Here is a 27,000-nt window from a genome sequence, read left to right as displayed (position 1 = left end):
ACCCGTTCGGGTGACGCAGTAAGCTCGGAGACATGAGTGTAATCCGTCCCGCGACTCCAAACGACGTCCCCGTAATCCTTCAGATGATCCACGATCTGGCCATCTATGAGAAGGAGCCGGACGCCGTCCGGAACACCCCCGAGATGCTGGCGGACGTGCTGTTCGGCGACAACCCGCGCGTGTTTGCGCACATCGCCGAGAACGATGCCGGACAGGTGCGGGGGTTCGCACTGTGGTTCCTGAACTACTCCACCTGGGAAGGTGTCCACGGCATCTACCTGGAGGATCTTTACGTCACCCCGGAAGGGCGCGGCGAGGGGCACGGCAAGGCCCTTCTGCAGCATCTGGCGGCCACGGCCGTCGAACGTGGCTACGCGCGTGTTGAATGGAGCGTTCTGGACTGGAACGAGCCCTCCATCAATTTCTATCGGAAGCTCGGGGCGAACCCGATGGAGGAATGGTCCACGTTCCGGCTTACAGGCGAGGCCCTGGCGGCGTTCGGCGCACGCAGCGCGGCGGGCGTCCATGGCTGAGGCGACGGTGGACTCCGCCGTCCATACCGTTCGCGCCAGGCACGAGTTCCGCGGGATGCGCACCACTGAGCACTACTTCACCGTCCCGCTGGACCATTTCACTGCACCTGCGGACGGCGCGGACACCGCCGAAACGATCACGGTGTTCGCCCGCGAGTATGTGTCGACCGAACACAGCGAAGCTGCTGTGGAACGTCTGCCGTGGCTCGTCTACCTGCAAGGTGGCCCCGGCGGCCGTGGCAACCGGCTGATGTCGCTCGGCGGCTGGAACAAGGCGGCCGCGAAGGACTTCCGGATCCTCATGCTCGACCAGCGCGGCACCGGGCTGTCCTCCCCCATCGACCGCAACACGCTGCCCGCGCGGGGTGACGCCCAGACCCAGGCCCGCTACCTTGAACATTTCCGGGCCGATTCCATCGTTGCCGACGCCGAGGTGATCCGCCACGCCCTGGGCTCGGAGCCATGGACCATCTACGGGCAGAGCTACGGGGGCTTCTGCGCCCTGACCTACCTCTCGTTCGCGCCGGAGGGGCTGCGCGAGGTCCTGATTACCGGCGGCCTGGCCCCGCTCACGGGCACCCCGGACCGGGTCTATCGTGCGACGTTCAAGCGCGTGGCAGCACGCAACGCCGAGTACTTCGGATGGTATCCGGAAGACCGTGAGACGGTGAACCGGATCGCCCGGCATCTCCGGGGCACGGAAGAATTCCTGCCAGGCGGCGAACGCCTGACCGTGGAGCGGTTCCAGATGGTGGGTTCCTTCCTGGGCGGCAACACCAGGGTGGACGGGCTGCACCACCTCCTGGAAGACGCCTTCGTGGACAGCCCCCGGGGCGAACGCCTTTCCGATTCCTTCCTTGAGCAGGTGCGCTCCCAGGTTTCGCGTGCCGGCAATCCCCTCTACGCGCTGCTGCACGAATCCATCTATGCCCAGGGGCGTGCAACGGATTGGGCCGCCTGGCGCGTCCTCAGGGAGTTCCCGGAGTTCAGCCCGAACGCCCCGGAACTGCTCCTGACCGGCGAGATGGTCTATCCCTGGTACTTCGAGCAGGACCACGCCCTGCGCCCGCTCCAGGAAGTGGCGGAGCTGGTCGCCGCGAAACCGGACTGGAAGCCGCTCTACGACATGTCGCAGCTCGCCGCCAATTCCGTCCCCGTGGCCGCCGCCGTGTACAGCGACGATATCTATGTGGAGCGCCGGTTCTCCATGGAAACCGCAGCGGCCGTCCGCGGGCTGCAGACCTGGGAAACCGCCGATTTCCACCACGATGGCATCGCAGATGACGGCGAGGCGATCTTCGGCCGCCTGCTGGGCATGGTCCGGTCAGTCCGGACCTGAGCGCTCTCCGGCGAACTCCGCTTCACCAGACACTCCGTGCCGGCCGGCCAGAAGCATGACCAGAGCAGCGGCGAGAACGGCAAAGGCGACCGCACCGCCAGCCATATTCAGGCCATGGTATCCCGCCCAGCTCAGGACCAGGCCCGAGACGGCGCCACCCGCGGCGCCTGCTGCACCCATCAGCATGTCGGAAACACCCTGGACGGCGACCCGGCCTTCCTGGTTCACGCTCTCGGCAAGGAGCGTGGATCCGGAGATGGTCGCCGCAGACCAGCCGAGGCCCAGGAGTATGAGACCCGCGGCCACAGTCACGGTGGAGGCCTGCCCGAACCCGGCTGTCAGAACCGCCGCGAGGATGAGGCTGAAGCCCAGGGCAATGGTCTGCATTCGCCCAGCCTTGTCCGTCATCCAGCCAAACAGCGGGGATAATGCGAACATGCCGGCGATATGCAGGGAAATGGTGAAGCCGATGATGACCAGCGAGTCGCCGGCCATCATGTGGCCGGCATGATCACCAGCCGTCACAAGGCCCAGGAGGTGCACCGGCGTCATGGACATCACCCCCACCATCACGGCGTGGGCCCCGACGACGGCAGCCAGCGCCAGCAGGGCGGGTGGGGAGTGCCGGACTGCACCCAGGCCGCGGACGAGGGTCCCCCGTTTGACGGGCAGCGGCACCTGACCGATGGGCGCCGGCTTGATGACGTCCGCAGTCGTTGCGGCCGCAAGCTCCCGGGCGAGCAGAAGCGGGTCAGGGCGGAGGCCGGCGATCAGCAGGCCGCAGCCCAGCATCAGTCCCGCGGCGGAAATGACGAAGGGCCCGGCAATGGCCGGCAGGCCAAGCGCCTGGCCGACGGCGGCTCCCGGCTGGATCAGGTTTGGCCCGGCCACTGCGCCGATGGTGGTGGCCCAGACGACGGCGGAAAGAGCCCTCCCCCGGTGCTCGGCCTCGGCAAGGTCCAGGGCAGCGAAACGGGCCTGCAGGCTGGAGGCCGCGCCGAGTCCCACGCCGGCTGAGCCAAGGACCAGGAAGGCAAAGATGCCGGTGACGACCGCAACCACCATCAGCGCGGCACCGGCCAGGGCTGCGGCAAGTCCGGTGACCAGGCCGATCCTGCGGCCGCGGCGTTCCGCGAGCGAGGCAAGCGGCAGCGCGGCAAGGGCTGCGGCAAGGGTCATCACTGTGGCGACGGAGCCTGCCCAGGCCGTTGAGCCCGACAGCTCGACCGCCAGCAGCGAGCCAATGGAAACCGTGGCCCCGGTCCCGATTCCGCTGAAGATCTGTGCTGCCCCCAGCAGCGCCACGGTGCGCCGCTGCACCCGGCGCACCTCAGGCCCGGCCCAGGAAGTGGTTGCCATCCTCCGAGCATAGACCGGAGCCGCCATCGGCGGCACTGCAGAAAGTTCTGCGGGTGCTATGGAGGCAGTAAACGGAGAAACGGACAACCCCGGCCACAGGTGACCGGGGTTGTCCGAATGTTCAGCGGGTAAGACGAGTGATTACTCGGCGTCGCTCATGCTCTTGCTCTTCCTGGCATCCTCTTCAAGACGGGCGTCCAGCTTTGCCTTCTGCGCGCCGGAGCTGACCAGGCTGGCGATCACGGCGATGATGATCGTGCCGACAATGACGGCCAGCGAGACGTAGGTGGGGATTTCCGGGGCCCACTCGATGTGGTGGCCGCCGTTAATGAACGGCAGCTCGTTCATGTGCATGGCGTGCAGGACCAGCTTCACGCCGATGAAGGCCAGGATTACGGACAGCGCGTGCTTCAGGTAGATGAGGCGGTTCATCAGCCCGCCGAGCAGGAAGTAGAGCTGGCGGAGGCCCATCAGGGCAAAGATGTTGGCGGTGAAGACGATGAAAGCGCTCTGGGTTAGGCCGAAGATGGCCGGGATGGAGTCCACGGCGAACAGGAGATCCGTCATACCGATGGTCACGAAGACGATCAGCATGGGGGTGAAGACCTTCTTGCCGTTGACCACGGTCCGGAGCTTGCCGCCGTCGAACTTCTCCGACATCGGGATGACCTTGCGGAGCTTCTCGATGAGGGGGTTTTCCCTGTCCTCTTCATCTTCGCCTTCGTCCTGGGCCTGCTTCCAAGCGGTCCACAGCAGGAAGGCACCGAAGATGTAGAAGACCCAGCTGAACTGTTCGATGACGATGGCGCCGAGCATGATGAAGATGCCGCGCAGGATCAGCGCGATGATAATGCCCACCATCAGCACTTCCTGCTGGTACTTACGCGGTACCGCGAAGCGGGCCATGATGATGATGAACACGAACAGGTTGTCGATGCTGAGGCTGTATTCCGTCACCCAGCCTGCGACGAACTGACCGCCGAACTCAGGTCCGGCGAACATGAACATGGCACCGGCGAACACCATGGCCAGTGCCACATAGAAAGCCACCCAGAGGCCGGCTTCCTTCATGGAGGGTTCGTGCGGGCGCCGAAGCACCAGGAGCAGGTCCAACGCGAGGATGATGCCGAGGACGACGAACGAGCCGACCTCAAACCAGACGGGAAGTTGCACAGAGATACCTTTCGCAGGGTACAGAAAACCGGTGTAAGTCTCTCCGGCGAACCTGTGCACTTGGTGCTGAATTGGTTGCCCGCTACGCCCGGCAAGGCATCCGTGCCTTGCGTGTTGACGTCCGTAGCGCTTGGGATACTCCCCTACGTGACCTCAACTTTACCCCACGCCGGCACCCGCCCGCGCCTTCGGCCTGCCACAGCAGGGCAGCGTTCCACTAATCGGACACGCTGAGGGTTAGGCGTGGCCTGCGGCCTGCATCTGGCGGAGTTCCTTTTTCAGCTCCGACACCTCGTCGCGGATCCGGGCCGCGACCTCGAACTGCAGCTCGGCCGCCGCGCCGTGCATCTGCTCGGTCAGCTGTTCGATCAGTCCCACGAGGTCCTCTGCGGGTGCGGCGGCGAGGCCGTCCTCCCGCACCTTCGCAGCACCCTTCGCGCCGGATTTGCTCCGCTTGGCACCCTTGGCCATGCGGTTGTTGTTCAGCAGCTCCTGGGTGTCGGCATCCTCGCGCGCCAGCTGGTCGGTGATGTCCGCGATCTTCTTCCGCAGCGGCTGGGGGTCCACGCCGTTTTCCGTGTTGTAGGCAACCTGGATGGCACGGCGGCGGTTGGTCTCCTCGATGGCGTGCGCCATCGAGTCGGTGATCCGGTCCGCGTACATGTGCACCTGGCCCGACACATTCCTGGCGGCACGGCCGATGGTCTGGATCAGCGACGTGGAGGAACGCAGGAAGCCTTCCTTGTCGGCGTCGAGGATGCTCACGAGCGAGACTTCGGGGAGGTCGAGGCCCTCGCGGAGGAGGTTGATGCCCACGAGGACGTCGAAGCTGCCCATCCGGAGTTCGCGGAGCAGCTCCACGCGCCGCAGGGTGTCCACGTCCGAATGCAGGTACTCCACCCTGATGCCATGGCCGAGGAGGTAGTCGGTGAGGTCCTCGGCCATGCGCTTGGTGAGCGTGGTGACCAGGACGCGTTCGTCCTTCTCCACCCGGGATCGGATTTCACCCAGGAGGTCGTCGATCTGGCCTTTGGTGGGCTTGACCACAACCTCGGGATCGATGAGGCCGGTGGGCCGGATGATCTGCTGCACGAAGCCGTCGGCCTTGCCGAGCTCGTACTTTCCGGGGGTCGCGGATAGATAGACCGTCTGGCCCACGCGTTCCAGGAACTCGTCCCATTTCAGCGGGCGGTTGTCCATGGCGGACGGAAGCCGGAAGCCGTGGTCTACCAGGGTCCGCTTGCGCGACATGTCGCCCTCGTACATGGCACCGATCTGCGGCACCGTGACGTGGGATTCGTCGATGACCAGCAGGAAGTCATCCGGGAAGTAGTCGATGAGGCAGTGCGGGGCGGTGCCGCCCGCGCGCCCGTCAATATGGCGCGAGTAGTTCTCGATCCCGTTGCAGAAGCCCATCTGCTGCATCATCTCAAGGTCGTAGGTGGTGCGCATCCGGAGGCGCTGGGCCTCCACGAGCTTGTTCTGCGCTTCGAGGACGGCGAGCCGTTCGGCCAGTTCGTCCTCGATCGCCTTGACGGCACGGGACATGCGTTCCGGCCCCGCCACGTAGTGGGAGGCAGGAAAGACGTACATCTCGGTTTCGTCGCGGATCACTTCGCCTGTCACCGGGTGCAGCGTGTAGATGTTCTCCACCTCGTCGCCAAAGAACTCGATCCGGAGCGCCAGTTCCTCGTACATCGGGATGATCTCGACGGTATCGCCGCGGACGCGGAACGTTCCCCGGTGGAAGTCCATGTCGTTGCGGGTGTACTGCATGGACACAAACTTCCGCAGCAGGTCGTCGCGGTTCATCTGCTGGCCCTTGCGGAGGGTCACCATGCCGGCGATATATTCCTCCGGGGTACCCAGACCATAGATGCAGGACACCGTAGCCACCACGATCACGTCCCGGCGGGTCAGCAGCGCATTCGTGGCCGAGTGCCGGAGCCGCTCCACCTCCTCGTTGACCGAGGAGTCCTTCTCAATGAAGGTGTCGGTCTGCGGAACATACGCTTCCGGCTGGTAGTAGTCGTAGTAGGAGACGAAGTACTCCACCGCGTTGTTGGGCAGCAGCTCCCTGAACTCGTTGGCGAGCTGGGCGGCCAGCGTCTTGTTCTGCACCATGACGAGCGTGGGCCGCTGCACCTGCTCGATCAGCCAGGCCGTGGTGGCGCTCTTTCCCGTACCGGTGGCGCCAAGGAGCACCACGTCCTTCTCGCCGTTCTTGATCCGTTCGGTGAGTTCGGCGATTGCGGCCGGCTGGTCGCCGGCGGGCTTGAATTCGCTGATGACCTCGAAAGGCGCAACGACGCGGTTGATCTCCTGCGCAAGACTCATGTCTCTAATCTACCGCCGCTCTCTGATCTGCCGCTGCCGGAAGAAGCGTACGACGGCGGCTGCCAGCCGCTGCGTTCGGCCCACCGCTCCATTCCCGGGCCTGCGGTGTTCGTGAACCAGGCTTCCTTGTCCTGTGCGTAGCCGTACGTGGAGGCGTCGGAAGCGTGGAGTGCCGCGATCCGATGCTTTTCTGCCCCGTACGCCTCCCGCGCGGACGGGTCCGAGGTGAGCCAGTCGCGGAAGCACAGGGCGAAGCGCCAGCCGGGCGAGCCGGCGACGCGGACATGGAGGTTGACGGGCCGTCCGGGATCCGCATTGCCGTGCATGCGCTTGGACCAGGCTGCAGGATCCGGGACCCCCGGTTTGGGACTGTCCATCAGGATCCCGGGCCAGACGGGGAAGCCGGCGGCGCCCAGCAGGGGCGCTATCCGGTCCGCCGTTTCCAGGTCCTTCACCGCCAGCTGGAGATCGATGACGTTCTTGGCGTCGAGTCCGGGAACAGACGTGGATCCGATGTGGTCGACTGCAAGGATATCGCCGGGAACGGCCGCGCGGAGACGCCCCATCAGCAGGGACGCCTGGCGCCGCCAATCGGGATCGTGCTGGACGAGGACCGGTCCGCCGCGCCGGGCAGCCACAGTGGCGTTGTGAATGTTCCGGGCATACGGCACGAGCCGGCCCTCCCACAGCCGGTCCACCGCACGCCGCAGCTCCTCCGGCGTTCCCGAGTTATCCAGGACAACATCGGCAGCGGCGAGCCTGACCTCCCGGCGTGCCTGGGCGGCCATCCGGGAGCGGGCTTCCTCCTCCGTCATCCTGCGGTACTCCACCATGCGGCGGACCCGGACGTCTCCCGCCGCATCCACCACCACCACGAGATGGAAACTGCTTTCCTGGCCGGTTTCCACCAGCAGCGGAATGTCCTGGACCACGACGGCGGAGGCGGGGGCGGAAGCGATCACCGCGGCGGCCCGCTCCCGGACCAGGGGATGGACGATGCCATTCAGCTCCGCACGCCGTTCCGGATCCCTGAAGACGACCGCGCCGAGCCGCGGTCTGTCCAGGCGCCCGCTGGCGTCGAGGATTTCCGGGCCGAAGGCCTGCACGACTGCCGCCAGGCCCGGGGTGCCAGGCTCCACGACGTCGCGTGCAATGGCGTCCGCGTCGACGAGCACGGCTCCGAGCTCCCTGAGACGCGCAGCCACCATTGACTTCCCCGAGGCGATGCCGCCCGTCAACCCAATCTTCAACACTCCCCAAGACTAGTCCCCACGGCCCCCCTGACCTCGCGCCCTGACCTGACTCCGCTCGCCCAGGGAACCCTGACGGCGTGGGCCCCTGCCCGGACTAGACTTGGGCGGTGCAACAGCAAGAGAGCAGGACGTCGTCCTACACCACCCTGGCCGCCGGCCCCGACTTCCGCCTTGAGATCGAGATAAAGAGGTCCCGTTTCATCACGGTGCTGCGCCGCACGGAGACCGAGGACGGCGCCCGGGCACTGGTGGCGGACCTCCGCCGTGAATTCAACGATGCCCGGCATCACTGCTCCGCCTTCGTGCTGGGCCCGGACCGCGGCGTCCAGCGCTCCAGCGACGACGGCGAACCTTCCGGCACCGCCGGGATTCCCATGCTGGAGACGTTGCTCCGGCGGGAAACCGCGCCCGGGGTGACGGACGTCAGTGACGTGAGTGCGGTCGTCGTGCGTTACTTCGGCGGGGTGCTCCTGGGCGCCGGCGGGCTGGTCCGCGCCTACTCCGAATCGGTGTCTGCAGCGCTGGAGATCGCTCCCCTTGTGCAGCGCCGGCGGCTCCGCCTGTGTGCCGTCCGGGTACCGCATGCCGCGGCCGGGCGCCTCGAGAACGATCTCCGCGCCGCCGGCTATGTCATGGCTGAAACCGGCTACGAGCCGCAGTCGACCGTCCTGCGGCTCGCCCTTCCGGATTCACCCGACGTGCTGGCAGATGCTTCAGAGCGGCTGGCAGCCATGACGGCGGGAAGCGTGGACCTGGAGCCGGAGGGCACGGACTGGGTTGACCGGCCGCTCCCCCGCTGACGCCGGCCGCCGGACTGCCGTGTCCAGGAAAGCAATAATCAGCTTGCTTATCAGTTTCCTGCTTCCTAGGGTTGAAGTGTAAGCCAGCACACCGCGCGCCAACCCCGGCCCGTGCCCGTGCGGCCGCAGGCGGCGCGCCACGATGAAGGAGGACGCATGTCAGAACACAACATCAACGGCAAGAGGGTCGCCTTCCTGCTGACGGACGGCGTGGAGCAGATCGAACTGACCAGCCCGTGGGACGCCGTCAAGAACGCCGGCGGAGAGCCCGTTCTCGTGGCTCCAAAGAGCGGCAAACTACAGGGCTTCGAAGGAGTGGACAAGGGGGACACGTTCGACGTCGACCTTACCTTGGCCGAGGCCAACGCCTCGGACTTCCACGCCCTGGTGATTCCCGGGGGCGTCGTGAACGCCGACCACTTGCGCGTGAACAAGGACGCCCAGGCCTTCGCGCGGAGCTTCTTCGAGCAGCACAAGCCCGTGGCCGCGATCTGCCACGGCCCATGGCTCCTCATTGATGCCGGCGTGGTCAAGGGGCGAAACCTCACCTCCTACCACACGCTGGCGACGGACCTGCGGAATGCCGGTGCGAACTGGACAGACGAGGAAGTGGTGGTGGACCAGGGCTTCGTGACCAGCCGGAAGCCGGGCGACCTGCGGGCGTTTAACGACAAAGTGCTGGAGGAAATCGCCGAAGGCGAGCATGCGGACCAGACGGCCTGACGACTGCACCGCATTCTGAGCTTAGGTTCAACAGCACTTAACGAAAAGGTGGCCGCCCCCGAAGGGACGGCCACCTTTTGGCTTCATGCCCAGTGCTGATCACCGGGGCATCGGCCAGCGGCCCCAGGGGGCCGGACTCACCGCGCCGGTTACAGCGTCAGGCAATTAGTTGCCGGTCAGCTTCTCGCGCAGTGCTGCGAGGGCCTCGTCGGAAGCAAGCGTGCCCGCACCGGCCTCGGCAGCAGCCGGCTCAGAGGAGTAGCTAGTGGTGCCGGAGTCGCTCTCGCCGGACGTTGCAGCTGCAGCGTCGTCGGCAGCGTGCTGGGCAACCTGCTTCTTGTGGGCTTCCCAGCGGGTCTGGGCGTCAGCGTACTGCTGCTCCCAGGCTGCCCGCTGGTTCTCGTAGCCTTCAAGCCACTCGTTGGACTCCGGGTCGAAGCCCTCCGGGTACTTGTAGTTGCCCTCTTCGTCGTACTCAGCGGCCATGCCGTAGAGAGCCGGATCGAATTCGGTGCTTTCGGCGTCAACGCCCTCGTTAGCCTGCTTGAGGGAGAGGGAGATGCGGCGGCGCTCGAGGTCGATGTCGATGACCTTGACGAACAGCTCGTCACCCACGGAGACAACCTGCTCAGCCAGCTCAACGTGGCGGACAGCCAGCTCGGAGATGTGGACCAGGCCTTCGATGCCGTCTTCGACGCGAACGAACGCACCGAACGGAACCAGCTTGGTGACCTTACCCGGGACAACCTGGCCAAGGGCGTGGGTGCGGGCGAAGGTCTGCCACGGGTCTTCCTGCGTAGCCTTGAGCGACAGGGAGACACGCTCGCGGTCCAGGTCAACCTCGAGAACCTCGACGGTGACTTCCTGGCCAACTTCGACAACCTCGGACGGGTGGTCGATGTGCTTCCAGGACAGCTCGGAAACGTGGACGAGACCGTCTACGCCGCCCAGGTCCACGAAGGCACCGAAGTTGACGATGGAGGAAACGACGCCGGGACGGACCTGGCCCTTTTCCAGCTTGTTGAGGAAGGTGGAGCGGACCTCGGACTGGGTCTGCTCGAGCCAGGCACGGCGGGACAGCACAACGTTGTTGCGGTTCTTGTCCAGCTCGATGATCTTGGCTTCGATCTGCTGACCGATGTACGGAGCCAGGTCGCGCACACGGCGCATCTCGACGAGGGACGCGGGCAGGAAGCCGCGCAGACCGATGTCGAGGATAAGACCACCCTTGACAACCTCGATGACGGTACCGGTGACAACACCGTCTTCTTCCTTGACCTTCTCGATGTCGCCCCAGGCGCGCTCGTACTGAGCACGCTTCTTGGAGAGGATCAGGCGGCCTTCTTTGTCTTCCTTGGTGAGCACCAGGGCTTCGACCTGATCGCCAACGGAGACGACGTCTCCGGGGTCAACGTCGTGCTTGATGGAAAGCTCGCGGGAGGGGATGACACCTTCGGTCTTGTAACCGATGTCGAGCAGAACTTCGTCGCGGTCGACCTTGACGACGGTACCTTCGACGAGGTCTCCGTCGTTGAAGTACTTGATAGTGGCGTCGACTGCTGCGAGGAAGTCCTCAGCGGTACCGATGTCGTTAATCGCGACTACGGGGGTACCGGGCTTCTCGGTGGAGGTGATGGTCATGTAGTAGGGGCTCCGTTGTGGATAGTTAGTCGGTCAGGCAAACCACCGCGCCCGCGTTATGGAACGCAGGCGCAGGCCTCGGCAAATCCGCTGGAATTGCCGGGTCATCCTGATTTTGTGGATTCTAGATACGTGCACGTGGTACACGCCCGTTCATTATAGTGGTCCCCGCCAAGCCCGGTCAAAGCTAGAAGTGCGTCAGGCAGTGCGGGGAGCGTTCGACGGCGAACATGAGCCGTGCCTTCAGCGCGGCTCCCGGGACATGCTCGGTGATCCGCCCGGCCGAGGCCAGCGTCACCGGGCAAACCCCGCCAAGGTAGACGGAACCGAGTTCCCCGACGTCCAGCGAGAGGTCCGGGCGCGAGCCGGCCGGAGCCGTCGTGACCTTTGCGGTGCCTTCCCTGACGTCGAGCGCAAACATGCCGCCCGCGATCCCCAGGCCGTCGGCGATCTCAAGGACCAAGGACCCGTCCGCGGAATAGTGCCGCGCCGCTAAAGCTTTGCCGGTATCCAGGACCCTGAGCCACAGCATGTCGCGGTGGTCCGAGGACTCAATGCACCGCGGGTCCTCCAGGGCCCAGGCGAGGGGATCGTCAACCGGCGCTTCGGCCCAACTGACGCGCTCGGTCAGGTCGATGCTGCCGAGGAACTGCCAGAGTTCGAGATAGGCCGAACTGGTGGCTGCCACCAGGTCCACCAGTTCGATCGTGTAGGGCTTCGTTTCCCAGCCGGCGAACTTGTAGGAGACATAGCCGTCCACGGAACCGGCAGAATCGTAGTGCAGGGCGCACTTGATGGCTTCGTCTTCCGCGCCGTCACGGCCTACGGCTCCGGAGACGCTCTGCCGGTAGGCGTCCTGCCGGACGATGGATCCCGGGGTCTGCCGGTGCAAACGTTTGAACACTTCCGGCGCCAGCTCGAGGAGGACTTTCCGGTCCGCTATTTCCACCCTCCCGTTTGCAGTATGGCGAACCCGGAACCTCGACCCGGTGTCGACCTTGATGGTCCGCTCGAAGGTGGCCACGCCGTAGCCGAAGCGGCCGTAGATGGACCCCTCCGACGCCGTGAGCGCTGCCACCGCCAGCCCGTCCGCTTTGGCGGCCAGAAGGTCCTCGGTCATCATCCGACGGAGCAGGCCTTGCCGCCGGTGCGTCCCGCGCACCGTCACCGCCGTCACCATGTGCGTCCGGAGCTGCCGGCCGAAGCCGACATTCATGTCCTTGCGCAGTGTGCCAAAAGTGGCGACGGGAATGTTGGCGCCCAGCGAATGCGGTGCAACCTTGCCCGTCTGGTAGACGCCCGTCAGCTCGCGGCCGTCCAGCCGGTACATTGCCAGGATCTTGTCGACGAATTCGTCATTCCGCCGGGTGTCGTGGAAGCCGAAGCCCACGGCGTGAACCCAGTCGGTTCCCTGGGCGTAGCCGGGCGCGCCCTTGTCCGCCACCCTGAACCGTCTGATCTCATAGCTGTCTGCCACGTGCTGCTCCCCCTTGAACCCGGATGAATGACATGCGCAGGGCGCCTGATCTGGTGCCCTGCGCATGCTGAATTTACTAGTGGCCGGCGTCGTACCAGCTCGGGCCGACGCCGATCTGCACGTCGAGCGGGACGCTCAGCTCCGCGGCGGCGCCCATCTGCTCCGTCACCAGCCGCTCCACCTCTTCACGTTCGCCGCTGGCCACCTCAAGGACGAGTTCATCGTGAACCTGCAGCAGCATCCTCGACTTGAGTCCCCGGGCTGCCAGCTCGGCATGTACGCCCAGCATCGCGCGCTTGATGATGTCCGCGGCGGAACCCTGGATGGGCGAGTTGAGGGCGATGCGTTCGGCGTTCTCCCGCAGCTGCCTGTCCGTGCTCGTGAGGTCGGGCAGGTACCGTCGCCGCCCCTCGATGGTGGACGTGTAGCCGTCGATCCTAGCCTGGTCCACCACACCGCGGAGGTAGTCGCGCACGGCACCGAACCTGTCAAAGTATTCCTTCATCAGGGTCCGGGCTTCATCGACGGAAATTTCCAGCTGTTTGGACAGGCCGAAGGACGTGAGCCCGTATGCGAGGCCGTAGGACATGGCCTTGACCTTGGACCGCATGGCGCTGGTGACCTGGTCAGTAGGCACATGGAAGATGTTGGAGCCCACGAAGCGGTGCAGGTCCTCGCCGTCCTTGTAGGCCTGAATCAGGCCGGCGTCCCCGGAGAGGTGCGCCATGATGCGCATTTCGATCTGCGAGTAGTCTGCGGACAGCAGGCATTCATAGCCTTCGCTGACCACGAAGATGCCGCGGACCCGGCGGCCTTCCTCGCTGCGGATGGGGATGTTCTGCAGGTTCGGATTGTTCGACGAGATGCGCCCCGTAGCGGCCACGTTCTGCGCATAGGTGGTGTGGATGCGGCCGTCGTCGGCCACGGATTTCTTGAGCGTTTCCAGCATCTGGCGCAGCTTGGACGATTCCCGGTGGGCCATGAGCTGGACCAGGAATTCGTGCCCGGTCTTTTCCAGCAGGTTCTTCAGCGAGGCAGCGTCCGTGGTGTAGCCGGACTTGATCTTCTTGGTCTTGGGCAGCTGGAGTTCATCGAACAGGACGGTCTGCAGCTGCTTTGGGGAACCGAGGTTGACCTCGTGGCCGATCGCGGCGAAGGCAAGCTCCTGGGCGTTGTCGATCACCTTGGCCAGGTCCGCCAGTTGCTCGTCCATGCGAGGCATGTCGATGGCGACTCCCGCCAGTTCCATGTCGGCGAGTACCCGGCTGACAGGGAGCTCAAGGGTGGCCAGCAGGTCCTCAGCCTCCCGCTCCTTCAGTTCCGATTCGAAGTAGCGGCTGAGGGCCTGGACCACGGCGGCCACCCGGACCAGCTCGCCGGCAGCTGCGACGTCGTCGCCGTCGAATGATAGCTCAAGCTGGCCCGCCTTGGCGGTCTCCGGCGAGATGCTGATGTTGAGGTGATGATGGGCCAGCTCGGCGAGCTCGTACGTGCGGCGGTCCGGCTGGATGAGGTACCCGGAGATTGAGGTGTCATCGACCACCCCTTCCAGGCCCAGGCCACGGCTGGACAGGGCTTTCAGTGCGGCCTTGTAGCCATGCATGACCTTCGGCGATTTCTCATCCCGCAGCCATTCCGCCAAGACATTTTCGGCGGCGGCGTCCTGGGCTGCAAGGTCGATGTACACGGCGGCGTCGTCACGGACGACCGCCAGCGCCGCGGCATCCTCGCCGATCCGTCCGGGTACCAGATCGACCGCGACGGCCGACCGCTTCCCGGCCCCGGCTGCCAGGAAGGCATTCAGCTCAGTTGCTCCGGACGGGGTCACAAAAGCGGGCGTGTCGATGCTCTCGCGCTCAGCGGACTCCACTTCGTCACTGCCATAGAGGGCAAACAGCCGGGCTCGGATCGTCTTGAATTCAAGGTCGTCGAACAGTTGTTCCAGGGCGGCCTCGTCTGGCCGCGGTTCCGCAAGTTCGTCCAGCGTTACCGGGAGGTCCAAGTCCGTGTGGAGCCGGTTCAGGCGCCGGTTGCGCTTGACGTCCTCGACGTTTTCGCGGAGGGCGTCCCCCACCTTCCCGCCGATCGCGTCCAGGTGCTCCAGGACCCCCTCCAGCCCGCCGTACAGGTTGATCCACTTGGCCGCCGTTTTGGGGCCGACGCCGGGAACGCCGGGGAGGTTGTCCGCGGACTCCCCCACCAGGGCGGCGAGGTCCGAGTACTGCGGCGGCGTCACAAAGTACTTCTCCTGGATAGCAGCAGCGTCCAGCTTGGGGATATCACTGACGCCTTTCCTGGGGTAGAGCACAAACACGTTGTCGGTGATGAGCTGGAAGGCGTCGCGGTCGCCTGTGACGAGGAGTACCTCGTACCCGGCCTTTTCCCCCATGGTCGCGAGAGTGGCCAGGATGTCATCGGCTTCATAGCCCGGCATTTTGATGGTCTTGATGCCCCACGCTTGCATGACCTTGTCGATAAGGTCGATCTGGCCGCTCATCTCCCTGGGAGTTTCATTGCGGCCGCCCTTGTACTCGCTGTACTCGGCCTTACGGTGCGTGGTGTCATCCGAGACGTCGAAGGCCACTGCGATATGGGTGGGTTTCTGCTCCTTGATGAGGTTGATGAGCATGGACGTAAAGCCGTGGATCGCGTTGGTGTGCTGGCCCCGCGCGGTTGAGAACTTGTCGGCCGGAAGGGCAAAGAACGCCCGGAACGCCATGGAGTGCCCGTCCAGCACCAGGAGGCGGGGCTGATCCGTCAGGGGGATGACCGGGGCTTCGGTGGCCGACACCGACGGGCGGGCAGGCGAGGACACCGCGATGTCCTGAAGGGTCTCGGTTGTGGACGGAAAAGGGGCCGGTTTGGTTGTTTCACTCACAGGTGCCAGCCTAGTTCCCATGATGGACAATTTCACGCCCGCCAAGCCTGCCGGGGAACGCCAGCCCACCGGGGAGGCCCAATCCGCAGAGGAATCGCGCTCCGTCGTGGAAGCGCAGTTCAGGAAAGAACTGTTTGCCGCCGGCGTCCCGGAGCACCTCCACGACTGGCTTGCCGAGTACGGCATCGGCGCCCTGGTGGTGAAGATGGGGATCCGCTTCCTGGAGATGAGCCCGGAACGGACAGTGGCCACCATGCCCGTCGAGGGAAACACCCAGGTGGCCGGAATCCTGCACGGTGGAGCGCACGTGGTGCTTGCCGAAACGTTAGGGTCCTTCGCGGCGGGCATGCATGCCGGTCCGGGGCGGCAAGCACTCGGCATTGAGGTGGGTGCAACACATCACCGGGCGGTTGCCGCGGGCACCGTGACGGGGACGTGCACCGCCATCCATCTCGGCAGGACCCTGGCCACGCATGAGATTGTCATGACCGATGAGCAGGGCCGCAGGCTTTCCACCGCCCGCATCACCAATCTGATCCGCGACATCGGCGCGTAGCGGACGTTAGGCGGACTGTCCGCCGAAACGGTAGCGGAGCTCCACTATTCCCCGTCCCTGGGTGCGGGAGTCCGTTAACTCAAGTGGCGGCGTCGGGCCGTTCATGGGCAGCAGCCGCTTTCCGTGACCCAGCACGACGGGGATGATCGAGACGATGAGCTCATCCAGCAGGCCGGCGTCGGCGAACTGGGCAGCAAGCTCGCCGCCTCCCACAACCCAGACGTTCCTGCCCGCGGCGTCCCGGGTGAAGTCATCAGCGAACTCGCGCACGTCCCCGCGCACGAAGGTGATGTCGGCTCCCGGCGGAGCGGCGAACTCGTGGTGCGTGAAGACCCAGCAGGGCGTTCCCGGATACGGCCAGTTCCCGGGCTCGTGCTCCATGAGCCACTGGTACGTGCTGCCGCCCATGACGATGCAGCCTACGCCGGCCATGAAGGACTCGTAGCTCTCTTTTCCGCCTTCGAAGCCGTCGAACTGCAGGAGCCAGGCTAGGTCATCGTCAGCTGTGGCGATGAATCCGTCGAGGGAGGACGCCACGTAGTACTGGACACTGGACATGCGCCCAGCCTAGCGAGTCGCAGGCCCGGTTCCCAGTGCTGTATCCAGCCTGCCGTCCGTCGTAGGCGTGGCCGTCTAACCGCTGAAGTAGGGAATGATCAGGTAGAGCCCGAACAGCACGGCGATGCCGCAGAGCCCGAAGCAGACGTAGGCGAGGTAGCGGACCCAGACCGGTGTGCTCGCCTGCCGGTCACCGGCAATGGCGGTAAGCCGGACACCAAGTGAATACAGGACAACCACCGTTACTGCCGCCACCAGCGTGGCGACGCCCACTGTCAGGAGTTCCAACCACTTCATCGCTGAGTATCCTTCGGCTCGTTTGCCTTGGCTGCCTTGGCGCGTGCGCGGGCGAGGGCTTTTTTCTTCGCGAAGCGGACCGCCTGGCCTGCTTCCTCGACCTCCACGGCGTTGTGGTGGCCCACTGCGGAGTTACGTGAGTAGAAGAACATGAACAGGACTGCCGCCGTTCCAGCGACCGCCGCAATCACCACGCCAACGACGCCGGTCTTGACGAGAAGCGCGGTGAGGGCGCCGACGATGCCTGCCGCGGGCAGGGTGAAGAGCCAGCCAAGTGCGATGCGCCCCACCATGCCCCAGCGGACGGACGTGCCTTTACGGCCCATCCCGGAACCGATCACGGATCCTGAAGCCACCTGGGTGGTGGAGAGGGCGAAACCGAGGTTCGAGGAGGCGAGAATGGCAGAGGCGGTGCTGGATTCTGCGGCGAAGCCCTGCGCGGGCTTCACTTCCGTAAGTCCTGCACCCATGGTCCGGATGATCCTCCAGCCGCCGGCGTACGTGCCGATGGCGATGGCGAAGGCGCAGGCCCCGATGACCCAGAATTGCGGACCCGAGCCGGGATCTTGGGTACCTGCCGCAATCAGGACCAGGGTGATGATGCCCATCGTCTTCTGGGCGTCGTTGGTGCCGTGGGCCAGCGCCACCAGGCTGGAAGTGAAAATCTGGCCGGTCCGGAAGCCGCCGCGCTTCTGGGTCAGCTTGCTGCCCGTCTCCGGATCGTGGCGTGACGTGAGCGCGTAGGCGACGCGGGTACAGACGTAGGCAACGCCACCGGCGATGATGGGTGCGAAGATCGCCGGCAGGATGACCTTCTGCATCAGGGACTCCAGGTTCACGGCGTGGAACCCGATGCCCGCCACGGCCGCGCCGATCAGCCCGCCGAAGAGGGCATGCGAGGAACTCGACGGAAGCCCTTTGAGCCAGGTGATCATGTTCCAGAGGATGGCTCCCATGAGGCCGGCAAAAATAATGTCCGGCGTGATCTGGATGCCGTCGTTCCCCTCCCGGATGATGCCGCCCGAAACAGTCTTAGCGACCTCGGTGGACAGGAACGCGCCAACGAGGTTCAGGGTCGCTGCCAGCGCCACCGCCGTTTTAGGCTTGATGGCACCGGTGGCGATAGGCGTGGCCATCGCATTCGCCGTGTCATGGAAGCCGTTCGTGAAGTCAAAAAATAATGCCAGCGCTATGACCAGCGCCACCATGAAGGTGATATCCACCTGTTGCCCAATCTGCAGAGTCGACGATCAGCAGTTCCATTTCCCTGCCTGCTCCGCACAGCAAAGTTCACCGGACATTCACGCGATGGGATTTGCAAAGCTGCAGAACGGGCTTGAAACCCTATAGATCGTACGCGCCCGGAACGGGAGATCAAACCTGGTCCTCCGCGAAGGCCCGGATGGCGGAGACCTCCGCCGGGGACAGCCCCCGCCTCGGGTCGGGCGAAACCAGCAGGGCACGCCTGCCCAGGATCCCCGCCCAGGCCTGGGCACGTCCCTCGAAGGCAAGCTGGTCGTCCACCCAGATGATCCCCTCGGGGCGGGCGAAGTCGACGTCGGCCTGGATTGCCTCGAGCTTCCACCAGCTGGCTCCGCTTCCCGCGCCTTCCGCCGTCAGCACCGGCCATCTGCCGCCGTCGAGCCCCGTGACCGGGCACAGGACCGCCGGTGCCAGTTCCTCCCAGCTCGTCAGCCATACGCAGCGAAGCCCGGGCGTTGGTGCCAGCCGGTTCAGGGCCCCTACCAGCTCGCCCGCAAACGCCACTTCAAGCATGCCGGCGTACGCGTACTTCCAGGCCGAGCCCCAAGGGGTATCGCCGGTTGCTCCGAAGGGGCACACCACGCCGTCGACGTCCAGGTAGAGCGACACGTTTCCCACGCCATGGTCCTTCCGTTGCGGCCCAAGCCAAGGCACCGGCACAGCAGCCAGTGCGGCCCGGTGGTTGCCCCCCCTGCCCCTGGCTCTTTTCCAAAACTACGGAACCGGCGTGGTCGCGGGCAAGGGGATGCCCGTCCGAACTGACGGTGCTCACATGCCAGGGCTTGCCCTCTATAGAAGACAGGCTTTAGACCTGTAGTCTCACGACTAGCCAGATCGCCAGAATTTCTTCTCACGGGGTATGTCGTATGGACTTCTTCGGAACAATAATGTTCCCGTTCCAGTGGCTGGTCTCGGTCATCATGGTCGGCTTCCATGAAGGCCTGAGCCGTCTTGGACTGCCCGAGGCCAGCGGCTGGACCTGGACGCTGTCCATCATCGGGCTGGTGCTGGTGATCCGTGCCGCGCTGATCCCCGTGTTCGTCAAGCAGATCAAGGCGCAGCGCGGGATGCAGCTCCTGCAGCCGGACCTGAAGAAACTGCAGGACAAGTACAAGGGGAAAAAAGACCAACTGTCCCGCCAGGCCATGACGCAGGAACAGATGGCCCTGTACAAAACGCACGGCACCAACCCGTTCTCGGCCTGCCTCCCCCTGCTTGTTCAGATGCCGTTCTTCTTCGCGCTCTTTACGGTGCTCGCCGGCATCAGCACTGCCAGGCAGCGCGGCGAGGGCATCGGCGCCATGAGCCACGAACAGGTGCTGCAGTTCGATGCCTCCAGTATCCTCGGCGCGCCACTGACTGCGGCACTGCTGTACAGCGACGGAAATATGGCAGTTACGGTCCTGACCATCGTGATGATCCTGGCGATGACGGCCACGCAGTTCATCACCCAGAAGCAGATCATGGCCAAGAACATGTCTGAAGAAGCCATGGCCAGCCCGTTCATGCGCCAGCAAAAAATGATGCTCTACATCCTGCCCATCGTCTTCGGCGTCGGCGGCATCAACTTCCCCATCGGCGTCCTCATTTACTGGACCATCACCAACCTGTGGACCATGGGTCAGCAGTTCTTCGTGATCCGCCGCATGCCCACGCCGGGCTCCCCGGCTGCCAAAGCCCTCGCCGAGCGGCGCGCCGCGAAAGGGCTTCCGGTCACGTCTAACCCGGGAAGCAAACGGAAAGGGGCCGAGGTGGCTCCCGCCGTCGTCGAGCACAAAAACCAGCGCATTCAGCCGCACCGCAAGAACAGGAAGAAAAAACACGGCTAAGGGTGCGAGAATCACAACTTCCTGCCGGGCTCCCCGTGGTCTACGCGGGCACTGCCACTCGTGGGACCCGGACATTTTCATCCTGACCTAGCGTCGTTGGTTCCTGACCGGTCAGCAATCCCACTTCCTTGGAAGTGAGACACGAGCCTAGGCAGAACAACCGCGGGACGGGAATGGCCGGGTACCGCCTGTGGGCGGCTATCGGCTTTTGCTGGAGCGGAGTGGTGCAAGCGCTATGGACGCGGCTGGGTGACGGTGCCAAGGTGAGGCAGTAAAGGTGAATAGTCGGGCACTGAAGCAACGGAGGTTGTCATGAATCTCGACGAACTGGTCTTCCACCCCTGGGTTGTTCAGGGGCCGCGCGACGTGCCCATGTTGGTCGGCGGCTCCGGTAGCTACGTCTTCGACGTCAGCGGACGGCGCTACCTGGACTTCAGCTCGCAGCTGGTGTTCACCAACCTTGGTCACCAACATCCGCGCATCGTCGCTGCGATCAAGGAGCAGGCCGACCGTCTGTGCACGCTGGCACCCGGCCACGCGTCCGATGTCCGGGGCGAGGCCGCGCGGCTGATTGTGGAGGTCGCCCCGGAGCGCCTCGGGCACGTGCTGTTCACCAATGGTGGAACGGAGGCCATCGAGCATGCGGTTCGGATGGCACGCCTTTACACAGGTCGACCGAAGGTGCTTGCCGCTTACCGCTCGTACCATGGCTCGACAACGACGTCGATCCACCTCACCGGCGATCCTCGCCGCTGGGCCTCGGACACTGGCGCGGCGGGCGCCGTCCACTTCTTCGGACCTTTCCTGTACCGGTCGGCGTTCGGGTCGAGCAGCCTGGAGGAAGAGTGCGAACGGGCGCTCGCTCATCTCGAGCAGGTGATCCTCCTGGAAGGGCCTTCGACGATCGCCTCCCTGGTCCTGGAATCGGTGATCGGCAGCTCGGGCGTCATCGTGCCACCGCCCGGCTACCTGCGTGGGGTCCGCGACCTGTGCGACCGCCACGGCATCGTCTACATCGCCGACGAGGTGATGGTCGGTTTCGGCCGCACCGGAGCTTGGTTCGGCGTCGACCACGATGGCGTGGCCCCCGACCTGTTGGTTTTCGCGAAGGGCGTGAACTCCGGGTATGTGCCGCTGGGCGGCGTGCTGGTTGGCGACGCGATCTACGAGATGTTCACCAAACGCCCCTACCCGGCGGGTTTGACGTATAGCGGCCACCCGCTCGCCTGCGCAGCAGCCGTCGGCGCCATCAACGCGATGCACGAGGAGGACACAGTCGCGGCAGCGGCCCGCCTCGGCACGGACCTTCTGGGGCCAGGGCTCAGGCAGATGGCCGAGAAGCACGAGTCCGTCGGCGACGTTCGCGGCATTGGCGGCCTCTGGACCGTCGAACTGGTCCGCGACCGGCTGACCAAAGAGTCGCTCGTGCCGACAGGAGCCACTGGTGCGCCGAACGCGCCGATGATCTCCTTCGCTAAGGCGTGCCTGGACCGGGGCTTGTTACCCCTGATCCAGGGCAACCGCATCCATGTCGCCCCTCCCCTCAACATGAACGACTCCGACGCCGCCGCGGGCCTGGCCATCCTGGACGAGGCTCTGGCGGCAACAGACAGCTTCCTGACCTGAACCTGGATCCAACGAAGCAACGAAGCAACGAAGCAACGAAAGCAACATCCCCGCGGTCGCCTGCGGCGCGGCACGGGCCACCAACCGTGAACCGGCGACCCCACGCCGGCGAGGCACAGCGCAGCTCTGCAAAGCCTGTCGCAAGTGACAGGGTTCACCGTACCAAGGATTAGATTCATCGTTATTCGTGAAGTGTATTGTGCGGAAAACATCGCTTTTGCTTAATGCTTCCGCCGATACATACTGGGACGCAGGCCCATCCGGCCACTGATATCCCACCGCTGTCACGCTCGAATCGATAGAGCCGGGCCGCTGGCCGGCACACTGAAAATCACCCTTGAGGAGTACACCCATGACCGCAACCGCCGCGACCAGCGCGAAGCTGGTCCAGCCTGCTGACCTGGCCGACGATGTCGTCGCGCTGGTCCGCCGCTGGCTGGCCGAGGGCGCAAAAGTCCCCGTCGATGCCGCCGCTGCCCAGCTGGCCGGGGTGCTGAAAGACCCGCAAGGCCTGGACTTCACCGTCGGCTTCGTCGATGGCGTTGTCCGCCCCGAGGACAAGGCGGTCGCAGCAAGGAAGCTGAACGCCCTGGCACCGAAGGTCCCTGCGTTCCTGCCCTGGTACATGAAATCCGCCGTCGCCGTCGGCGGTTCCCTCGCCCCTGTTCTGCCGGGCGTCGTGATCCCGATTGCCCGCAAAGTGCTGCGGGAAATGGTCAGCCACCTGATCGTGGATGCAACCGACGACAGGCTCGGCCGTTCGATTGCCAAAATCAAGAAGGACGGGATCCGGCTGAACATAAACCTCCTCGGCGAGGCCATCCTCGGCGAAGGTGAAGCATCGCGCAGGCTCAAAGGCACCAGGAAGCTGCTGGCCCGTGAGGACGTTGACTACGTCTCCATCAAGGTCTCCTCGACCGTCGCCCCGCACAACCACTGGGCGTTTGACGAAGCGGTCGGCCATATTGTGGAAAAGCTCGCCCCGCTGTACCAGCTCGCCGCCTCCTCCTCCCCCCGCAAGTTCATCAACCTGGACATGGAGGAATATAAGGACCTCGACCTGACGATTGCGGTCTTCACCCGCCTGCTCGAGATGCCCGAATTCCGCACTCTTGAAGCCGGAATCGTCCTGCAGGCGTACCTGCCCGACGCCTTGAGCGCCATGATCGGGCTGCAGGAATGGGCGGCGGCCCGCACCGCAAACGGCGGGGCCCCGATCAAGGTCCGCGTCGTCAAGGGCGCCAACCTGCCCATGGAGCTGGTCGACGCGGACCTGCACGGCTGGCCGCTGGCGACCTGGGGCACCAAGCAGGACTCCGACACCTCCTACAAAGCCGTTCTCGACTACTCCCTGACGCCCGAAAGAATCGGCAACGTGCGTATCGGCGTGGCCGGACACAACCTGTTCGATGTGGCCCTTGCCCACCTGCTGGGCAAAGCCCGAGGGATCACCTCGGGAATCGAATTCGAGATGCTGCTTGGCATGGCCACCGGTCAGGCCGAAGCCGTCAAACGCGACGTCGGATCCCTGCTGCTCTACACCCCGGTCGTGCATCCGGGCGAGTTCGATGTTGCCATCGCCTACCTCATCCGCCGCCTCGAGGAAGGCGCCAGCCAGGAAAACTTCATGTCCGCCGTCTTCGAGCTCGACAAAAACGAAGCCCTGTTCGAACGCGAGAAGCAGCGCTTCCTGGCCTCCCTGGCAGCCCTCACCGACGACGTCCCCGGACCCAACCGCGTTCAGGACCGCAGCCGCTTCAACGCCGAGACCGCATTGGCAGAAGCGACATCCCGGGCGGGCCTGGAAATCGGCGGGATAGGCCATGGCGGGCCCACGGCGAGCTTCGCCAACACCCCTGACACCGATCCTGATCTTCCCGCCAACCGCGCCTGGGGCCGGGCCATCCTCGACCGTGTTCCGTCCTCAACGCTCGGGCAGGCCACCGCCGACGCCCACGAGCTCGGCACCCGGAACGAATTGGAAACTGTCATCGACACGGCAGTCACCCGCGGCACAGCCTGGGGTGCCCTGACCGGGGCAGAGCGGGCCGCGGTGCTGCACCGTGCCGGCGTGCGGCTGGAGGCCCGCAGGGCCGAACTGCTGGAAGTCATGGCATCCGAATGCGGCAAGACCCTGGACCAGGGCGACCCGGAAGTGTCCGAAGCCATCGACTTCGCGCACTACTACGCCGAACTTGCCAAGGAACTGGACAATGTCGACGGCGCACAGTTCGTCCCCTCGAAGCTGACCGTTGTCACTCCCCCGTGGAACTTCCCGGTCGCCATCCCGGCCGGATCTGTCCTCGCCGCCCTGGCCGCCGGCTCCGCCGTCGTGATCAAGCCGGCGCGGCAGGCACGCCGCTGCGGCGCCGTCATGGTTGAAGCGCTCTGGGAAGCCCTCGACGAGGCCGGCATCGATCGCGACGTGCTGCAGTACGTGCAGGTGGCCACGCGGGACCTGGGCACAGCGCTGGTGTCCCACCCCGCCGTGGACAGGCTGATCCTGACCGGCGGGTACGAGACGGCCGAACTGTTCCGCTCCTTCCGCAAGGACCTGCCCCTGCTTGCCGAGACCAGCGGCAAGAACGCCATCATCGTCACCCCCAGTGCCGACCTCGACCTCGCCGCCCGCGACGTTGTGCAGTCTGCTTTCGGGCACGCCGGGCAGAAATGCTCCGCATCCTCGCTGGTCATCCTCGTCGGCTCCGTCGCGACGTCGCGTCGCTTCAACCAACAGATGGTCGACGCAGCGCGGTCGCTGAAAGTCGGATACCCCGTAGACCCGCAAACCCAGATGGGACCGGTCATCGAACCGGCCAACGGGAAGCTGCTCCGCGGGCTCACCACCCTCGGTGAGGGAGAGTCCTGGGTGCTCGAACCGCGCAAGCTTGATGACAGCGGCAAGCTCTGGAGCCCCGGTGTCCGTGCCGGCGTCGGGCGCGGCAGCGAGTACCACAAGACCGAATACTTCGGACCGATCCTGGGGGTCATGACCGCCGAGACTCTGGAAGAAGCTGTCAATATCGTCAACGACATCGACTACGGCCTGACTTCCGGGCTGCACTCCCTGGACCCGGGCGAGCTGAAGTACTGGCTGGAGAACGTCCAGGCCGGCAACCTCTACATCAACCGCGGCATCACCGGTGCGATCGTGCGGCGTCAGCCCTTCGGCGGCTGGAAGAAGTCCGCCGTCGGCGCCGGTACCAAGGCCGGCGGGCCCAACTACCTTGTCGGCCTCGGAGCCTGGAAGGACGCCCCCATCCAGGCAACTCCCAAGGCCCCGATCTCCGGACCCGCCCGCCACATCCTGACAGCGGCCGTGGACATAGCCGGCGCAGGGTCCATCACTGCAGCAGATGTCACCTGGCTCGAATCGGCATTGGTCGCGGACGCCCAGGCGTGGGCTATGGAATACGGTGCTGCCCGGGACGTCTCCGGGCTCCAGGCCGAGCGGAATGTCTTCCGCTACAGGCCCGTACCGGTAACCATCCGGTACGAAGGGGCCACCTCAGGGCACGGCATGGCCGAACTGCTCCGCGTTGTCTCAGCCGGAGTGTCCGCCTGGGATGGACGCCCGGAGCTCAATGCCCTGACAGTCAGCACCACCGAGCCACTCACCGATGCCGTCGCTAAAGTGCTCCGGGACTCCGGCGTGGTCATGGTTGTCGAGAACGCCGCAGCCTGGGCCGCCCGGGTCCAGCGGTACGCGGCCAAGACCGGACCGGAATCCGGTGTCCGCATCCGCCTGCTCGGCGCCCCGGCCGCGGCAACAGCGGAGGCCGCAGGTGGCAAGCCGGACGTGGCCATCTACGCCAACGACGTCGTCGCCGCCAGCCGCGTCGAACTGCTGACCTTCCTCCGCGAACAAGCAGTCTCCATCACGGCGCACCGGTTCGGCACTCCGGACCACCTCTCCGACGCACTCCTCTAAGCGAACCGGACCGGCCGGGTCCGTCCACTGCCATGGCTTTGTACGGACCCGGCTTTCAGCAACCCCTTAAACAGGCACACGCCCCGCCGTTAGCAATGCGGCGCGCCTCCCAGACTTCACACCCGAAAGGCCAGCATGTTCCGTATCTACCTTTCAACGATGCTGCTGCTCGTAACGGCAGGCGTTGCGTTCGCTGTCTCCGCCACATCCACGCTGGTCCTTGGCGCGGGGCTGGCCCTTCTCACCACAGGTGCAGGAGGCGTTTCTGCGGGGCTGATGACGCGGGATGCCAAAAAGACCACACGGATTTAGCTCAAAGACAACCGCAGAATCGAAGCAGTGATGAAGAAGCGTATCCCCCACAAGCACGTCCACAGCAAGTACTCCTCCAAAGCCCGCGAGGCGAAAACCGGTGAACACTGCCCCCTCAATGGATGGTGGGTGCCTGCCAGCCGGGACGCAGAATCGCACTTTATTTCCGAGGGGAGCATCATGCCTCCGAACGAGGGCCAATCCGTCACCTGGACGCTGGTCGCGAGCCGCTTCGGCTCACGTAAACCCAAGTACGCCCACCCTGCAGCAGGAACCTCCATCGACAGTTTCTAGCTCCGGCGCCGCCCTCTCGAGCCTGACCTGGTCGCCACCATGACGCGCCAGCCTCATGATGGCGGTCAGCCGGCAGGGCCCGCCTGTGCGGCGTAGGCGTTGGCCTGGTCCCGCACCTGGTCCACATAGGAATCCGACTGGTTGTAGGAGAATACTGCGTCGGACCATCCGCGGGCGGTCGCAAGGTCACGGCCGCCCAAGCACAGGTAGGATGCGGCACTGCGGGCGGCATCGTCGATATTAAGGGGGTCGGCTTCTCCGTCGCCATTCCCGTCCCGCCCGGCCAGCTGCCACGTGGAGGGAATGAACTGCATTGGTCCGAGGGCGTGATCCCAAAGTGCATCACCGTCCAGAGCGCCGGCGTCCGTGTCGGGAATGGCGGCGAAACCGTCGCCGTTGAGGCTGGGGCCGATAATCGGCCGGCTCGCCTGCCCAGTAGCCGTCAGAGTTCCCCCACCGTGGCTTCCGTGGGCGGACTCGATGAAGCCGATGGCTGCCACCGTGTTCCAGCCGATCCGGCAGGTCGGGGCCTCGGCGTTAGCCATATCCGCTGCAGCCGCGTAAGCCAGGAGGGCCCGGGCCGGTATGCCGGTCCGGGCCGCAGTCCGGATGAGCCACTGTGCGTCAATTATGCTCTTGGTGATGTTCACCGCCGGGGTGCTGTCGGTTGACAGCACCCCGAGTTTCGCCTCCGATTGCGGCGGCGGGGGCTGGGCACCGCGCATCGCCGCGCCGGACACGTGGAGTGCCCAGAACGAGAGCCCCGTTATGACGCAGACGGCGAAGAGGTAGAACACTGCGAGGCGCTTCAGACGAAGCAT

At 65.1% G+C, this 27,000-nt stretch carries 21 protein-coding genes and 1 pseudogene; 10 read left to right on the top strand and 12 right to left on the bottom strand.

Annotated elements, in window-relative coordinates; translation table 11 throughout:
• The first annotated feature begins 32 nt into the window (after positions 1-32).
• Together J7E80_RS03820 and J7E80_RS03815 are read left to right on the top strand one after the other, a co-directional pair.
• The gene (locus tag J7E80_RS03820; protein WP_215050146.1) at positions 33-533 is read left to right on the top strand and encodes a GNAT family N-acetyltransferase; all 501 of its coding nucleotides are present in this window, start codon (positions 33-35) and stop codon (positions 531-533) included.
• Entirely contained in the window at positions 526-1,872 is a 1,347-nt protein-coding gene (locus tag J7E80_RS03815) for an alpha/beta fold hydrolase (protein WP_215050145.1), read from the top strand. The genes J7E80_RS03820 and J7E80_RS03815 overlap by 8 nt, the downstream gene beginning before the upstream one ends.
• Here J7E80_RS03815 and J7E80_RS03810 read toward each other — a convergent pair.
• The 4 genes from J7E80_RS03810 to coaE all read right to left on the bottom strand — a co-directional run bounded on the left by J7E80_RS03810 (position 1,858) and on the right by coaE (position 7,994).
• On the bottom strand, positions 1,858-3,231 hold the full coding sequence (locus J7E80_RS03810) for an MFS transporter (protein ID WP_215050144.1): 1,374 nt from the start codon (positions 3,229-3,231) through the stop codon (positions 1,858-1,860). The genes J7E80_RS03815 and J7E80_RS03810 overlap by 15 nt on opposite strands.
• 141 nt (positions 3,232-3,372) lie before the next feature.
• Entirely contained in the window at positions 3,373-4,404 is a 1,032-nt protein-coding gene (locus J7E80_RS03805; RefSeq protein WP_215050143.1) for a TerC family protein, read from the bottom strand.
• Positions 4,405-4,641: 237 nt separating this feature from the next.
• Complete coding sequence (gene uvrB / locus J7E80_RS03800; RefSeq protein ID WP_215050142.1) at positions 4,642-6,741, bottom strand: excinuclease ABC subunit UvrB; 2,100 nt, start codon at positions 6,739-6,741, stop codon at positions 4,642-4,644.
• Entirely contained in the window at positions 6,738-7,994 is a 1,257-nt protein-coding gene (gene coaE, locus J7E80_RS03795; RefSeq protein ID WP_215050141.1) for a dephospho-CoA kinase, read from the bottom strand. Before coaE ends, uvrB begins: the two co-directional genes overlap by 4 nt.
• A gap of 107 nt (positions 7,995-8,101) precedes the next feature.
• Here coaE and J7E80_RS03790 point away from each other — a divergent pair, with 107 nt between their 5' ends.
• Positions 8,102-8,794 carry a YigZ family protein gene (locus J7E80_RS03790; RefSeq protein WP_311380757.1) on the top strand — a complete coding sequence of 231 codons (693 nt, stop codon included), beginning with the start codon at positions 8,102-8,104 and terminating at the stop codon, positions 8,792-8,794.
• A gap of 156 nt (positions 8,795-8,950) precedes the next feature.
• Positions 8,951-9,517: a type 1 glutamine amidotransferase domain-containing protein gene (locus tag J7E80_RS03785; protein ID WP_215050140.1), complete on the top strand. Its 567-nt coding sequence runs from the start codon at positions 8,951-8,953 to the stop codon at positions 9,515-9,517.
• A 165-nt stretch (positions 9,518-9,682) separates the two neighbouring features.
• On the opposite strand, the gene rpsA is transcribed toward J7E80_RS03785, so the two are convergent.
• The 3 genes from rpsA to polA form a co-directional block, all read right to left on the bottom strand.
• Entirely contained in the window at positions 9,683-11,158 is a 1,476-nt protein-coding gene (gene rpsA, locus J7E80_RS03780) for a 30S ribosomal protein S1 (RefSeq protein ID WP_215050139.1), read from the bottom strand.
• Positions 11,159-11,345: 187 nt separating this feature from the next.
• Positions 11,346-12,635 (bottom strand): GNAT family N-acetyltransferase, encoded by a 1,290-nt coding sequence (locus J7E80_RS03775; RefSeq protein ID WP_215050138.1) that lies wholly within the window; start codon positions 12,633-12,635, stop codon positions 11,346-11,348.
• Positions 12,636-12,711: 76 nt separating this feature from the next.
• Complete coding sequence (gene polA / locus J7E80_RS03770) at positions 12,712-15,354, bottom strand: DNA polymerase I (protein WP_251036429.1); 2,643 nt, start codon at positions 15,352-15,354, stop codon at positions 12,712-12,714.
• Positions 15,355-15,532: 178 nt separating this feature from the next.
• Between polA and J7E80_RS03765 the strand changes: the two genes are divergently transcribed.
• Entirely contained in the window at positions 15,533-16,069 is a 537-nt protein-coding gene (locus tag J7E80_RS03765; RefSeq protein ID WP_251036394.1) for a hotdog fold thioesterase, read from the top strand.
• Between the two features lie 6 nt (positions 16,070-16,075).
• On the opposite strand, the gene J7E80_RS03760 is transcribed toward J7E80_RS03765, so the two are convergent.
• From J7E80_RS03760 to J7E80_RS03745, 4 genes are all read right to left on the bottom strand, one after another.
• Positions 16,076-16,627, bottom strand: a complete 552-nt coding sequence (locus J7E80_RS03760; protein WP_215050136.1) for a dihydrofolate reductase family protein — start codon at positions 16,625-16,627, stop codon at positions 16,076-16,078.
• A 75-nt stretch (positions 16,628-16,702) separates the two neighbouring features.
• Positions 16,703-16,924: a hypothetical protein gene (locus tag J7E80_RS03755; RefSeq protein ID WP_215050135.1), complete on the bottom strand. Its 222-nt coding sequence runs from the start codon at positions 16,922-16,924 to the stop codon at positions 16,703-16,705.
• A complete protein-coding gene (locus J7E80_RS03750) occupies positions 16,921-18,147 on the bottom strand; it encodes an inorganic phosphate transporter (protein WP_215050134.1) in 1,227 nt (408 codons plus the stop codon). Before J7E80_RS03750 ends, J7E80_RS03755 begins: the two co-directional genes overlap by 4 nt.
• A gap of 151 nt (positions 18,148-18,298) precedes the next feature.
• Positions 18,299-18,805, bottom strand: a complete 507-nt coding sequence (locus J7E80_RS03745) for an HAD domain-containing protein (RefSeq protein ID WP_215050133.1) — start codon at positions 18,803-18,805, stop codon at positions 18,299-18,301.
• 248 nt (positions 18,806-19,053) lie between these two features.
• On the opposite strand from J7E80_RS03745, the gene yidC reads away from it, so the two are divergent.
• The 5 genes and pseudogenes from yidC (at position 19,054) to J7E80_RS03720 (ending at position 26,179) form a co-directional block, all read left to right on the top strand.
• Positions 19,054-20,016, top strand: a complete 963-nt coding sequence (gene yidC, locus J7E80_RS03740) for a membrane protein insertase YidC (RefSeq protein WP_215050132.1) — start codon at positions 19,054-19,056, stop codon at positions 20,014-20,016.
• Between the two features lie 300 nt (positions 20,017-20,316).
• Positions 20,317-21,642: pseudogene (locus J7E80_RS03735) on the top strand (aspartate aminotransferase family protein); the annotation flags it as partial.
• 352 nt (positions 21,643-21,994) lie between these two features.
• Complete coding sequence (locus tag J7E80_RS03730) at positions 21,995-25,573, top strand: bifunctional proline dehydrogenase/L-glutamate gamma-semialdehyde dehydrogenase (protein ID WP_215050130.1); 3,579 nt, start codon at positions 21,995-21,997, stop codon at positions 25,571-25,573.
• Positions 25,574-25,708: 135 nt separating this feature from the next.
• Positions 25,709-25,885, top strand: coding sequence for a hypothetical protein (locus J7E80_RS03725; RefSeq protein ID WP_215050129.1), 177 nt, complete (start codon positions 25,709-25,711; stop codon positions 25,883-25,885).
• Positions 25,886-25,915: 30 nt separating this feature from the next.
• Positions 25,916-26,179, top strand: a complete 264-nt coding sequence (locus J7E80_RS03720) for a hypothetical protein (protein WP_215050128.1) — start codon at positions 25,916-25,918, stop codon at positions 26,177-26,179.
• 65 nt (positions 26,180-26,244) lie between these two features.
• Here J7E80_RS03720 and J7E80_RS03715 read toward each other — a convergent pair whose 3' ends face one another.
• Positions 26,245-27,000, bottom strand: coding sequence for a lytic transglycosylase domain-containing protein (locus J7E80_RS03715; RefSeq protein WP_215050127.1), 756 nt, complete (start codon positions 26,998-27,000; stop codon positions 26,245-26,247).

Origin of the sequence: Arthrobacter sp. ISL-28 (assembly GCF_018613875.1) — a bacterium.
Taxonomy (GTDB): domain Bacteria; phylum Actinomycetota; class Actinomycetes; order Actinomycetales; family Micrococcaceae; genus Arthrobacter.
Note: the sequence above shows the minus strand (reverse complement) of the source record. Positions and strands in the feature narration are given on the sequence as shown.

What these genes read in the sequence shown, in the direction of transcription:
- J7E80_RS03820 (WP_215050146.1), top strand. Translation starts at nt 33, where the DNA reads ATGAGTGTAATCCGTCCCGCGACTCCAAACGACGTCCCCGTAATCCTT.
- J7E80_RS03815 (WP_215050145.1), top strand. Translation starts at nt 526, where the DNA reads ATGGCTGAGGCGACGGTGGACTCCGCCGTCCATACCGTTCGCGCCAGG.
- J7E80_RS03810 (WP_215050144.1), bottom strand. Translation starts at nt 3,231, where the DNA reads ATGGCAACCACTTCCTGGGCCGGGCCTGAGGTGCGCCGGGTGCAGCGG.
- uvrB (WP_215050142.1), bottom strand. Translation starts at nt 6,741, where the DNA reads ATGAGTCTTGCGCAGGAGATCAACCGCGTCGTTGCGCCTTTCGAGGTC.
- J7E80_RS03785 (WP_215050140.1), top strand. Translation starts at nt 8,951, where the DNA reads ATGTCAGAACACAACATCAACGGCAAGAGGGTCGCCTTCCTGCTGACG.
- rpsA (WP_215050139.1), bottom strand. Translation starts at nt 11,158, where the DNA reads ATGACCATCACCTCCACCGAGAAGCCCGGTACCCCCGTAGTCGCGATT.
- polA (WP_251036429.1), bottom strand. Translation starts at nt 15,354, where the DNA reads ATGGCGTTCCGGGCGTTCTTTGCCCTTCCGGCCGACAAGTTCTCAACC.
- J7E80_RS03765 (WP_251036394.1), top strand. Translation starts at nt 15,533, where the DNA reads ATGATGGACAATTTCACGCCCGCCAAGCCTGCCGGGGAACGCCAGCCC.
- J7E80_RS03760 (WP_215050136.1), bottom strand. Translation starts at nt 16,627, where the DNA reads ATGTCCAGTGTCCAGTACTACGTGGCGTCCTCCCTCGACGGATTCATC.
- J7E80_RS03755 (WP_215050135.1), bottom strand. Translation starts at nt 16,924, where the DNA reads ATGAAGTGGTTGGAACTCCTGACAGTGGGCGTCGCCACGCTGGTGGCG.
- yidC (WP_215050132.1), top strand. Translation starts at nt 19,054, where the DNA reads ATGGACTTCTTCGGAACAATAATGTTCCCGTTCCAGTGGCTGGTCTCG.
- J7E80_RS03730 (WP_215050130.1), top strand. Translation starts at nt 21,995, where the DNA reads ATGACCGCAACCGCCGCGACCAGCGCGAAGCTGGTCCAGCCTGCTGAC.
- J7E80_RS03725 (WP_215050129.1), top strand. Translation starts at nt 25,709, where the DNA reads ATGTTCCGTATCTACCTTTCAACGATGCTGCTGCTCGTAACGGCAGGC.
- J7E80_RS03720 (WP_215050128.1), top strand. Translation starts at nt 25,916, where the DNA reads ATGAAGAAGCGTATCCCCCACAAGCACGTCCACAGCAAGTACTCCTCC.
- J7E80_RS03715 (WP_215050127.1), bottom strand. Translation starts at nt 27,000, where the DNA reads ATGCTTCGTCTGAAGCGCCTCGCAGTGTTCTACCTCTTCGCCGTCTGC.